A 12,105-nucleotide genomic window follows, 5' to 3' on the forward strand; every position below is an offset into this window, starting at 1 on the left:
CTCAGACCTGCGCGCGCTCCCCGAGGAACTGCGTGACCATGGGGCCGAGCTGGTCGAACTCGATGAGGAACCCGTCGTGCCCGAACTCCGAGTGCAGCAGCCGCACGGGCTCCGCCCCCGGGATGCCCTGGGCGATCCGCACAGAGTGCTCGGGGAGGAACAGGCGGTCGGTGTCGACGGCCACGACGAGCGTGCGGGCCGTGATCTGGCCCAGCGCGGCGTCGATCCCGCCGCGGTCGCGGCCCAGGTCGTGCGTCAGCATGGACTCGGTCAGCACGACGTAGGAGTTCGCGTCGAAGCGGCGCGAGAGCTTGTCGCCGTGGTGGTCCAGGTAGGACTGGACGGCGTAGCGCCCGTCGGTGAACGGGTCCTCGCCGCCCTGCGGGAGCCGGCCGAAGCGTTCGTCGAGCTCGCGCGCGCTGCGGTACGTCGCGTGCGCGATCTGGCGCGCGATGCCGAGGCCCACGTGGGGGCCCTGGTCGTCGGGGACGTCGTAGTAGTCGCCGCCCCTGTACCGGGGGTCGGCACGGATGGCGCCGAGCTGAGGGTGCGCCCACGCGATCTGGTCGCCCGAGGTGTGGGCGCCCGACGCGATGACCGCGATCGACTCGACCGTGATCCCGGCCTCGGGGCCGAGGATCGCCCACTCGAGCACGCGCAGCCCGCCCATGGACGCGCCGATCACGAGCGCCCACGACGAGATGCCGAGGGTACGCGCGAGCTCGATCTCCACGGCGACCTGGTCCCGTGTGGTCACGCGCGGGAAGCGCCCGCCCCAGGGGCGGCCGTCGGGCGCGGCCGAGGCCGGGCCCGTGGTGCCCTGGCAGCCGCCGAGCACGTTGGGCGCGACGACGAAGTACCGGTCGGTGTCGATGGGGGCGCCGGGCCCGACCATGGCCTCCCACCAGCCCGCGGACAGGTGCCCGGGGCCGGTCGGGCCGACGACGTGCGAGTCCCCGGTGAGCGCGTGCAGCACGAGCACCGCGTTGGAGCCGTCGGGGGCGAGCGTGCCCCAGGTCTCGTACGCGACGCGCACGTCCGGCAGCCTGCCGCCGGCCTCGAGGTCGAACGTGCCGACGTCCGCGAAGAGGCGCGCCCCGACGTCGTCCCCCTCGCGCCACGCCGCCGAGGCCGGTACGGGCGCCTTGGCCCGGGCGCGCGAGTCCGACCCGCGGTGCGGGCGAGGAGTCGCTGACGGGGGCGGAGAGGTCATCGCCGACCACTGTACGGCCGGGGCACCGGGGGCGCCCCGGCCGTCCAGAATCGTCATCGCGTGTCCCGGTGCCCTACTCCGCCGCGACCGAGGCAGCGGTCGCGGCGTCGGACCCCAGCGCGGCCTTCGCGGCGGTGAATCCCGCCTCGAGGTCCGCGAGGATGTCGTCGACGTGCTCGATCCCGACGGACAGGCGGACGAGGCCCGGCGTGACGCCGGCCGTGACCTGCTCCTCGGGGCTGAGCTGGGCGTGCGTCGTGGACGCCGGGTGGATGACGAGCGAGCGGACGTCGCCGATGTTGGCGACGTTCGAGTGGAGCGTCAGCGCGGAGACGAACGCCTGGCCGGCGTCGCTCCCGCCGTCGAGGTCGAACGTGACGATCGCGCCCGGGCCGCGCGGCGTGTACTTCTGCGCGTTGGCGTACCAGGGGCTCGACGGGAGGCCCGCGTAGCCCACGGACACGACGTCGTCGCGCGACTCGAGCCACGCCGCGACGGTCTTGGCGTTCTCGACGTGGCGCTCGACGCGCAGCGACAGCGTCTCGATGCCCTGGGCGATGAGGAACGCGTTGAACGGCGAGATGGCCGAGCCCAGGTCGCGCAGGAGCTGGACGCGCGCCTTGAGGATGTAGGCGAGGTTCGCGCCCAGGATGCCGTCGACGCCCAGGTCGCGGGCGTACACGATCCCGTTGTAGCTGGGGTCCGGCGTGTTGAAGCTCGCGAACCGCTCGGGGTCCTTCGAGAAGTCGAAGTTGCCGGAGTCGACGATCACGCCGCCGATCGCCGAGCCGTGCCCGCCGAGGTACTTGGTCGCGGAGTGGATGACGATGTCCGCGCCGAACTCGATGGGCCGCAGGAGGTAGGGCGTCGCGACCGTGTTGTCGACGATGAGCGGTACGCCGACCTCGTGCGCGGCGGCGGCCACGGCCTCGATGTCGAGGATGTCGGCCTGCGGGTTGGGGATGGTCTCGGCGAAGAACGCCTTGGTGTTCGGACGGGCCGCGTCGCGCCAGGCCTGCGGGTCGTGCGGGTCGGTGACCCACGTGGTCTCGATGCCGAGCTTGGCGAGCGAGTACCGGAGCAGGTTGTACGTGCCGCCGTACAGCGACGGGCTGGCCACGACGTGGTCGCCGGCCTCGGCGACGTTGAGGATCGCGAACGTGGTCGCGGCCTGGCCCGACGCGAGCAGCAGCGCTCCGACGCCGCCCTCGAGGTTGGCGATGCGGTTCTCGACGACCTCGGCGGTCGGGTTGCCGATGCGCGTGTAGATGGGGCCGAGGTCCTTGAGGGCGAAGCGGTCGGCCGCGACCCCCGCGTCGGGGAACACGAACGACGTGGTCTGGTAGATCGGCAGCGCGCGTGCCCCGGTGGTGGGGTCGGGCGTCTGGCCGGCGTGGATCTGGCGGGTCTCGAAGGACCAGCGGGGCTCGGTGCTCATGGTGGCTCCTTGGGGTGCGGGGGAGGGAGCCGCAGGTGCGTCCGGTGGCCTGGTTCCGGGGGCGGTCCGCGGCGGGGCAGTGGGTGGACTGGTGCGCACGCGGTGGGCGGGACCGGCTGGGGGCCGCGGGGCCGTGGGCCGACGGTCGTCGTCGGCGTGGTCCGTGGCTGCGTCCGGGGGCCGCCCGCAGGCAGGCGAACGTGCGCTGGGGGTCAGCTACACATTCGTCGGCAGGTCATGCTCCGAGACTAGGTCGGCATCTCATCCGGCGATACCCCCGTCTCGCGATGCGAGACACCCAGGGCGGGGGCTCACCCGTGCACGGCGTCCGTTCCTCCGGGCGCCTGGTCGCGCCTTCCTGGACCGCCAGGGAGACTGGACGTCGGCCGCGTGCCTGCGGCGCCCTCCGGTCGCCCGTGCGGCTGACGCCTCCCGACGACGCATAGGAGGAGCGTGATGCTCCCGCAGCCTTCCCCTCAGCAGGCAACACCCGCCCGACGGCGTCGCCCGGCCCAGGAGCCCGGCGCGCACCGGAGCGCAGGGCGGGTCGCGCTCGTCGCGGCCCTGGCCGTGTCGCTCACCGGAGGCGTCGTCCCGGCGGCCGAGGCAGAGCCCCCCGGTGACGACGACGTCCGGTCGGCCCAGCAGGACGAGCAGTCGGCGACCCGCCGGGTCGCCGACATCGAGGCCGAGCTCGCCCGTCTCGCCGACCAGCAGGACGCCGCCTGGATCCGCGCGGGCCTCTCGGCCGAGGACGCGGGCGAGGCGCAGAGCGCTCTCGAGGCCGCCACGGCCGAGGTCGAGGCCGCGGAGACGGCACTCACCACGGCCGAGGCGGGGGAGGCCGCGGCGCGCTCCGCGATGGGTGCCTCCTACCGTGCCTCGCGCCAGTCCGGCGGGTCGCTCGACACGTTGCGCGTCGTGCTCGACGCCGACGAGCTCGAGCAGATCGTCACGTCCGAGCAGGCGCAGCGGCTCACCGGCCGCAAGGTCCAGGCGGTCGCCGACGGGCACCGCACCGCCCGCGCCCTCGCGGACTCGGCCCGGGCGCGGTCCGTCGCCGCGCAGGAGGCGCAGGCAGAAGCCGCCGAGCGGGCCGAGCAGGCCCACGTCTCAGCGGTCGAGGCGCAGCAGAGCATCGACGGCGCCGTCCGAGCGGCCGCCGCCCGACGCGACGAGCTCCTCGCGGACCTCGCGGCGGCCCGTGCGACGACCGTCGAGGTCGAGCGCGCGCGGCAGGACGCGCTCGACGCCGAGCGGCGGGCCGCCGCCGAGCAGCGGGCCCAGGCCGACCGCGGCGGCCAGACCGTGCCGGCGCCCGAGGAGAGCGGCGGGACGACTCCCGCTCCGCCGTCGGGCGGGGGGAGCGTGAGCCGTCCCGTCACGCCGCCGGTGACCCCGCCGGTGACCCCGCCGGTGACCCCGCCGGTGACCCCGCCGGTCACGCCGCCCGTCACGCCCCCGGTGACCCCGCCCGTCACGCCTCCGGTCACGCCACCGGTGGAACCACCGGTGAACCCCGGGGGCAGCGGAGCGGCGAAGGGGCAGGCCGCGGTCGCCTGGGCGCGGACGAAGATCGGCGCCCCGTACCTGTGGGGCGGCACCGGCCCGGCGTACGACTGCTCGGGCCTGACCTCCCAGGCCTGGGCCAGCGTCGGGGTGAGCATCACGCGGACCTCGCGCTCCCAATACGGCCACGTCGCGAAGATCCCCTACAGCCAGCTCCGCCCCGGAGACCTCATCTTCTACGGCAAGAACCCCCAGGACCCGAGCACCATCTGGCACGTGGCCATGTACGTCGGCAACGGCCAGATGATCGAGGCCATCTACGAGGGCAAGCCGGTGCAGATCAGCCCCGTCCGGTGGACGAGCAGCATGCCGTACGCCGGACGGCCGTAGCGCCCCGCGCACGACGAGGCCCGGCCCCCTCAGGGGACCGGGCCTCGTCGTGCGTCGTCGCCGGGCCTCGCGGGCCGGGCAGGTCGGTCGCGTCGGCGACCTCAGGGGTCTCAGCGACCTCAGGGACCTCAGTGACCGGGCGTGTGGTAACCGCTGTCGATCGCACGCTGGATCGAGCGCTCGATCTCGGCCTCGGCCTCGGCGCGGCCGGTCCAGTGGGCGCCCTCGACGGACTTGCCCGGCTCGAGGTCCTTGTAGACCTCGAAGAAGTGCTGGATCTCGAGACGGTGGAAGTCCGAGACGTCGTCGATGTCCTGGCGCCACGCGGCACGCTGGTCTCCCGTGGGCACGCACAGGACCTTGTCGTCACCGCCGGCCTCGTCGCGCATGCGGAACATGCCGAGCGCGCGGCAACGGATCAGGCAACCGGGGAACGTGGGCTCCTCGAGCAGGACCAGGGCGTCCAGCGGGTCGCCGTCCTCACCGAGGGTGCCTTCGATGAACCCGTAGTCGTCCGGGTAGCGCGTCGAGGTGAACAGCATGCGGTCAAGACGGATGCGACCTGTCGCGTGGTCGACCTCGTACTTGTTGCGCTGGCCCTTCGGGATCTCGATCGTGACGTCGAACTCCACTGTTCTCCTCCAGTTGAACCGGCGCACCCGCTCGGTCGCGGTGTGGCGGTCGTGAATCGGCTGTCGTGCGCACGCGGCCCCGGTCGTTCCGACCGGCGAACCTGGCCGGGTGGTGTGAACCACGAGGTATCAGGCCGTGATGCGCCCTCTAGTGTGACACGAACGGCCTGGGTGGGCTGAGGCCGGACCCAGGGGACGTCGGGGTTCCTGGGTGATAATGCGCACGTGAGCGGCGCACCCCAGAGCGCCGACGGCAGGAGGGAAGAGGACCGAGATGGCTTGGGCAGCACGCACCGGGATCACAGCGGGGATCGTGGTGGTCCTGGCGGGTGGCTACCTGACGGCGGACGCCTACGACGTGGTGCCGGGCATCCTGACGACGGCTCCCGCGGTCGCCCCCGCAGCCCCGTTCCCGGACGTTCCCGGGGCGACGGACTCGGCCTCACCTGCGCAGACGCTCCCGGTCCTCGACGAGTCGGCACCGCTGCCCGACGCCGCGACGATCTCCGCGTCGCTCGACGCGCTGGTCGACGACGCCCGCCTCGGTGACCGGGTGGGTGGCGTGGTCATGGACCGGATCACGGGCGAGGTGCTCGCGCAGAGCGGCGCCGACACCCTCATGGTCCCGGCCTCGACCCAGAAGATCCTCACGGCGGCCGCGGCCCTCGCGTCCCCGGGACCGGAGGTGACGCTCACCACGAAGGTCGTCGAGGTCGACGCCGGCACGATCGCCCTCGTGGGCGGCGGCGACATGATGCTCGCCGCCGGCGAGGGCGACCCGTTGGCGGTCAACGGCCGGGCCGGGATGGCGGACCTCGCGGCCCAGGTCGCGGGCGAGCTCAAGGTCACCGGGCGCACCACCGTGCGCCTCGTGGTCGACGACCGCTACTTCTCTGGTCCCACCGTCAGCCCCGCGGTCTTCGAGGGCAACGTCACGGCCGGGTACATCGCGCCCGTCACGTCGGTCGCGGTGGACATCGCTCGGCTCAGCGACGCGGAGTACGCCAAGCGCAGCCCCGACCCGTCGCTCGCGGCCGCCCAGGTGCTCGCGCAGCGCCTGACGGAGCAGGGGATCACGGTCCAGGGCGAGCCGGTCCGCGGCGAGTCCGCCTCGTCGGCGAAGGTGCTCGGGTCGGTCGAGTCCGCGCCCCTGGGCGAGGTCGTCGCGTACTTCCTCCAGCACTCGGACAACACGATCACCGAGGTCGTGGGGCGGCTCGTCGCGATCGACGCGGGCCTGCCCGCGACGTTCGACGGCGCCACGCAGGCGGTCCGCGCGAGCGTCGCACGCCTGGGGGTGGACCTGACGGGGGCGGTCCTCGCCGACTGCTCCGGGCTCGGGGACGGGTCGTCGCTCTCGGCTGCCCAGCTCGCCGCCGTGCTCGACCTCCTGGCGGACCCTGCCGAGCCCGGCCTGCGTGCCGGAGCGGTCGGACTGCCCGTCGCGGGTCTCTCCGGGACGCTCGACGACCGATTCCTCGCGTCGCCGGGCCGGGGACTGGTGCGGGCCAAGACGGGGAGCCTGCCGGGCGTCACGTCGCTCGCCGGGACCGTCGTCACGGCGCAGGACCGGCAGCTCGTGTTCGTGCTCCTGGCGGACGCCCTGCCCGAGGGCGGCTCGTACGGTGCACGGCTCCTCCTGGACGGGTTCGTCGGGAGCCTGGTCGGTCAGGCCGACTGACCCGGCACGGCCCGGCACGGCCCGAACCGGCCCGACCCGGCACGGCCCGACGCGACTGCTGACCGCCCGGTCCGCCGGGTCCGGTCAGCGGCTACGGTGGGGCGATGACGTCTTCCGTGCTCGGCACGCCGCTCGTCGACTGGGTCGCCGCCGCGCAGATCGCCGCCCGGGTCGCACCTCCGGGCCCGACCGCGTCGCGCGACGAGCTCGCGGCCCTCGTGGCGGGGCTGCGCGAGGCGGCGTCGGCAGCGGTGCCGCACGTCCTGCGTGTCACGCGCATGTCCCCGCCCGACCTCACGCCGCCGCCCGGCGCGGGGGAGGGGACCCTCGAGCTCTCGCAGGTGTACGTCGTCGACCGCTCCCGCTGGGCCCTGGCCAACACCGAGGTCATGGCGAGCCTGACCGACGGCGTCGCGGAGTCGTTCACGGCGGCGGGGGACAAGCCCGTCTCCCCGGCCACGGCGCTCGTCGGGGCTGCGCAGGTCGGTGCGGTCCTCGCTGCGCTCTCGAGCCGCGTCCTGGGGCAGTTCGACCCGTACAGCGTGCTCGACCCGGACGCCGGGGCGGCCCCCGGGCGCCTGCTGCTTGTCGCCCCGAACCTCCTCCAGCTCGAGCGCGACCTCGACCTCGTGCCCGCGGACTTCCGCCTCTGGGTGTGCCTGCACGAGCAGACCCACGCGCTGCAGTTCACGGCAGCGCCGTGGCTCGCGGAGCACCTGCGGGCCGCGGCCCGTGACCTGCTCGTGGGGCTCTCGGAGTCCTCGCGACAGCTCGCGGAGGCCCGCCTGCGCGACAAGCTCACGACCGCCGGACGGGTCGTCCTGCGGGCCGTGCGCGGGCAGGACGGGAGCGTGGCCCACGGTCTCCTCACGCCCGACCAGCAGCGCGCCCTCGAGGAGGTGTCGGCCGTCATGGCTCTGCTGGAGGGGCACGCCGACGTCATGATGGACGCCGTCGGGCGCGCCACCGTCCCCACGGTCCGGCGCATCCGCGCGCAGTTCGAGGCGCGCCGCGACGGTCAGGGCGCCGGGACCCTCGACACCGTCCTGCGCCGCTTCCTGGGGATGGACGCCAAGCTCGCCCAGTACCGCGACGGTGCCGCGTTCGTGCGCGCCGTCGAGAGGGACGTGGGCCGCGACGGGCTCAACGCCGTGTGGTCAGGACCCGAGCACCTGCCCTCCGCCCAGGAGATCGCCGACCCCCGCGCCTGGGTGCGCCGGGTCCACGGCTGACGCGCGTGGTCGGTCCTCACCCTGCCGAGGCCGCGGCCCGACGCGCCGTGCGCCGCTCGGTCCGTGACCTCGCGCCGGGGGACCTGGTCCTCGTGGCCTGCTCGGGCGGGGCGGACTCGCTCGCGCTCGCGGCCGCGACGGCGTTCGTCGCCTCGCGCGACGGGCTGCGGGCGGGGGCCGTCGTGGTGGACCACGGTCTGCAGGACGGCAGCGCGCAGGTGGCGGCCGTCGCGGCGCAGCAGTGCCGGGCGCTCGGGCTGGAGCCGGTCGAGGTCCGGCGGGCGCGGGTCCAGGGACCCGGGGGCCTGGAGGCGGCCGCGCGCCACGCGCGCTACGCGGTGCTCGACGACGTCGCCCACCGGGCGGGGGCCGCGGCGGTCCTGCTGGGGCACACCCTGGACGACCAGGCCGAGTCCGTGATCCTGGGGCTCGCGCGTGGTTCCGGGGCGAGGTCGCTCGCGGGCATGGCGGCCGTCCGCGGGACGTATCGCCGACCGTTCCTGTCGCTGCGCCGCAGCGACACCGAGGACGTGTGCACCGCGAACGGGCTGACCTGGTGGACGGACCCGACCAACGGGGCGCTCGCTCCGGGCGGTGCCGTCGACCCCCCGCCGGGCGGTGCCGACCGCCCGGACGGGCTCCCGCTGCGCTCGCAGGTGCGGTCCCGCGTGCTCCCCGTGCTCGAGGACGTGCTGGGGCCGGGGGTCGCGGTCACGCTCGCCCGGACGGCCGACCTGCTCCGCGAGGACGCCGACCTCCTCGACGGGCTCGCCGCCCGGCTGCTCGACGAGGCGCGGGTCGCGGACCTGGGCACGCCCACCGAGGAGGGGGCGTCGCCGGGCGACTCCCCGCCCGCCCCTGTGGTGCTCGACACCCGGGTGCTCCTGTCCGCCCCGGCCGCGCTGCGCCGTCGGGCCCTGCGGGCGGCCGCGGTCGAGGCCGGGAGCCCCGCCGGATCCCTCTTCGCGAGCCACGTCGCGACCCTCGACGCGATGATCACCGACTGGCGGGGCCAGGGCCCCGCGCACCTGCCCGGAGACCTCCGGGCACTGCGGAGCCGTGGGAGACTCTTCCTACGGCCTTCGGGGCCCCCCTCGAACGCGCGAACCGCGCCCGCGAAGACACCAGCAGAACCAGCACAGGAGTGAAACCCGTGGACTCATCCGACGTCGGCAACGACCTCGAGAACATCCTCCTCACCGAGGACCAGCTCCGCGGGAGGTTGGTGGAGCTCGCTGAGCAGATCGACCGCGACTACGCGGGCAAGGACCTGCTCCTGGTCGGCGTGCTCAAGGGCGCCGTCATGGTCATGGCGGACCTCGCACGCCTCCTGCACCACGACGTCGAGATGGACTGGATGGCGGTCTCGTCCTACGGCTCGGGCACCAAGTCCTCCGGCGTCGTGCGCATCCTCAAGGACCTCGACGCCGACCTCACGGGGCGCCACGTGCTGATCGTCGAGGACATCATCGACTCGGGCCTGACGCTGTCGTGGCTGCTGTCGAACCTGCGCAGCCGTGGCCCCGCCTCGGTCGAGGTCGCCGCGATGCTCCGCAAGCCCGACGCCGCGAAGACCGAGGTCGACGTGCGCTACATCGGCTTCGACATCCCCAACGAGTTCGTCGTGGGCTACGGCCTGGACTACGCGGAGAAGTACCGCAACCTGCCGTTCGTGGGCACGCTCGCCCCGCACGTCTACTCGTCCTGACGCGCCACCCCCGTGCCCCTGCGATGACGGGAGGCGGGGACGCGCGCCGTCGTCGCGCATCCCGCCCCCGTCGTCGTGAGGCCACCCCGCGGCCCCGCCGCCGCCCGTTGCGGACGCCGCTCGTCGAGGCAACGCCCTGGGCGAACAGACCAGCCAACTGCCAGGTTGTGCGTGTAACTTCACTGGCGGAACCATTGCGCGAGTGGAGGGATACGGGGAATCGTCCCCGTCGCCGATGAACATCAAGAAGATTCTCAGCGGACCGATCATCTGGATCGTCGTGGGCCTTGCGATCCTCGGGATCGCCTTCATGGCGCTGTCGGGACCCAACGTGAAGCGGGTCGACACGTCGACCGGGCTCGAGCTCCTGGCCGACGGCAAGGTCGAGCAGGCCCTCATCGTCGACGGAGACCAGCGCGTCCAGCTCACGCTGTCGGAGGACTACACGACCGGCACGGGCGACGACGAGGTGAACTACGGCAAGAGCGTCGAGTTCTTCTACGTCGCGCCCCAGGGCGAGGCCGTCGTCAACGCTGTCACCGAGGCGGACCCCCCCAAGGGCTACAACTCGGAGATCGCGCGTCCGTCGTTCCTCACGTCGGCCCTCTCCCTCCTGCTGCCGTTCCTCATCATCGGCCTGGTCTTCTGGTTCCTGCTGTCCCGGATGCAGGGCGGCGGCTCCAAGGTCATGGGCTTCGGCAAGTCCAAGGCCAAGCTCGCGTCCAAGGACACCCCGCAGGTCACGTTCGCCGACGTCGCCGGCGCGGACGAGGCCGTGGAGGAGCTCCACGAGATCAAGGAGTTCCTGGCCGAGCCGGACAAGTTCCAGGCCGTGGGCGCCAAGATCCCCAAGGGCGTGCTGCTCTACGGCCCTCCCGGGACGGGCAAGACGCTGCTGGCCCGCGCGGTCGCGGGCGAGGCGGGCGTGCCGTTCTACACGATCTCCGGCTCGGACTTCGTCGAGATGTTCGTCGGTGTCGGCGCGAGCCGTGTGCGTGACCTGTTCCAGCAGGCCAAGGAGAACTCGCCCGCCATCATCTTCGTCGACGAGATCGACGCGGTGGGCCGTCACCGTGGTGCCGGCATGGGCGGCGGGCACGACGAGCGCGAGCAGACCCTGAACCAGCTCCTCGTGGAGATGGACGGGTTCGACGTCAAGACCAACGTCATCCTCATCGCCGCGACCAACCGCCCCGACATCCTCGACCCCGCGCTCCTGCGTCCGGGCCGCTTCGACCGGCAGATCGCCGTCGAGGCCCCCGACCTCAAGGGCCGCGAGGCGATCCTCGCGGTGCACGCCCAGGGCAAGCCGATCGTCCCGGAGATCGACCTGGCCGCCGTCGCGCGCCGCACGCCCGGCTTCACCGGTGCCGACCTGGCCAACGTCCTCAACGAGGCCGCGCTGCTCACGGCGCGCTCCGGGGCCCAGCTCATCGACGACCGCGCGCTCGACGAGGCGATCGACCGCGTGATCGCGGGACCGCAGAAGCGGACCCGGGTCATGAACGTCAAGGAGCAGAAGATCACGGCGTACCACGAGGGCGGTCACGCCCTGGTCGCCGCGGCCATGCGCTACACGGACCCCGTGACCAAGGTGACGATCCTGCCGCGCGGACGCGCCCTGGGGTACACCATGGTCATGCCGCTCGAGGACAAGTACTCGACGACGCGCAACGAGCTGCTCGACCAGCTCGCGTACGCCATGGGCGGGCGGGTCGCCGAGGAGCTCGTGTTCCACGACCCGACCACGGGGGCCTCGAACGACATCGAGAAGGCGACCGCGATCGCCAAGAAGATGGTCACCGAGTACGGCATGAGCGAGCGCGTCGGCGCGATCAAGCTCGGCACGGGCTCGGGCGAGCCGTTCATGGGCCGCGACATGGGCCACACGCGCGACTACTCCGAGTCGGTCGCGGGCACCGTGGACCACGAGGTCCGTCGCCTGGTCGAGGCCGCGCACGACGAGGCGTGGGAGGTGCTCGTCCAGTACCGCGACGTGCTCGACCACCTGGTCCTCGAGCTCCTCGAGAAGGAGACGCTGAACCAGGCCGAGCTCGCGGAGATCTTCGCCCCCGTCGTCAAGCGTGCCCCCCGCGAGGTCTGGCTCTCGAGCGAGCAGCGCGCCGTGTCGCACCGGCCCCCGGTCCTGACGGACGCGGAGAAGGCCGAGATGCCCAAGGACCCGACGGGACAGCCGATCGTGGTCCCGCAGGACGAGGCCGCGGCGGCGAGCGACGAGCTGCCGCCCGAGCGCATCGGCGAGGTCCCCGCCGACCGCACGGTCGACGACGGGCAGGTCTGA

Annotated in this window: 9 protein-coding genes; 6 read left to right on the plus strand and 3 right to left on the minus strand. The window is 73.5% G+C overall.

Features of this window, described 5'->3' with window-relative positions; all coding sequences use genetic code 11:
* Nucleotide 1: 1 nt before the first annotated feature.
* Both metX and H9623_RS02510 read right to left on the minus strand, forming a co-directional pair.
* Nucleotides 2-1,213, minus strand: a complete 1,212-nt coding sequence (metX, locus tag H9623_RS02505; RefSeq protein ID WP_193718515.1) for a homoserine O-acetyltransferase MetX — start codon at nt 1,211-1,213, stop codon at nt 2-4.
* Between the two features lie 73 nt (nt 1,214-1,286).
* Nucleotides 1,287-2,651, minus strand: coding sequence for a bifunctional o-acetylhomoserine/o-acetylserine sulfhydrylase (locus H9623_RS02510; protein ID WP_193718516.1), 1,365 nt, complete (start codon nt 2,649-2,651; stop codon nt 1,287-1,289).
* A gap of 456 nt (nt 2,652-3,107) precedes the next feature.
* Between H9623_RS02510 and H9623_RS02515 the strand changes: the two genes are divergently transcribed.
* Nucleotides 3,108-4,550 carry a C40 family peptidase gene (locus H9623_RS02515; protein ID WP_193718517.1) on the plus strand — a complete coding sequence of 481 codons (1,443 nt, stop codon included), beginning with the start codon at nt 3,108-3,110 and terminating at the stop codon, nt 4,548-4,550.
* 128 nt (nt 4,551-4,678) lie between these two features.
* On the opposite strand, the gene H9623_RS02520 is transcribed toward H9623_RS02515, so the two are convergent.
* Nucleotides 4,679-5,182: an inorganic diphosphatase gene (locus H9623_RS02520; protein ID WP_030144047.1), complete on the minus strand. Its 504-nt coding sequence runs from the start codon at nt 5,180-5,182 to the stop codon at nt 4,679-4,681.
* 274 nt (nt 5,183-5,456) lie between these two features.
* On the opposite strand from H9623_RS02520, the gene dacB reads away from it, so the two are divergent.
* The 5 genes from dacB to ftsH all read left to right on the plus strand — a co-directional run bounded on the left by dacB (nt 5,457) and on the right by ftsH (nt 12,105).
* Nucleotides 5,457-6,863, plus strand: coding sequence for a D-alanyl-D-alanine carboxypeptidase/D-alanyl-D-alanine endopeptidase (dacB, locus tag H9623_RS02525; RefSeq protein WP_193718518.1), 1,407 nt, complete (start codon nt 5,457-5,459; stop codon nt 6,861-6,863).
* A 104-nt stretch (nt 6,864-6,967) separates the two neighbouring features.
* A complete protein-coding gene (locus H9623_RS02530; protein WP_193718519.1) occupies nt 6,968-8,095 on the plus strand; it encodes a zinc-dependent metalloprotease in 1,128 nt (375 codons plus the stop codon).
* 5 nt (nt 8,096-8,100) lie between these two features.
* Nucleotides 8,101-9,243 (plus strand): tRNA lysidine(34) synthetase TilS, encoded by a 1,143-nt coding sequence (gene tilS, locus H9623_RS02535; protein ID WP_193718520.1) that lies wholly within the window; start codon nt 8,101-8,103, stop codon nt 9,241-9,243.
* Between the two features lie 5 nt (nt 9,244-9,248).
* Complete coding sequence (gene hpt / locus H9623_RS02540) at nt 9,249-9,803, plus strand: hypoxanthine phosphoribosyltransferase (protein WP_030144051.1); 555 nt, start codon at nt 9,249-9,251, stop codon at nt 9,801-9,803.
* Nucleotides 9,804-10,038: 235 nt separating this feature from the next.
* Nucleotides 10,039-12,105 (plus strand): ATP-dependent zinc metalloprotease FtsH, encoded by a 2,067-nt coding sequence (gene ftsH, locus H9623_RS02545; RefSeq protein ID WP_193718521.1) that lies wholly within the window; start codon nt 10,039-10,041, stop codon nt 12,103-12,105.

It is taken from the genome of Oerskovia douganii (assembly GCF_015142735.1).
Lineage (GTDB): Bacteria > Actinomycetota > Actinomycetes > Actinomycetales > Cellulomonadaceae > Oerskovia > Oerskovia douganii.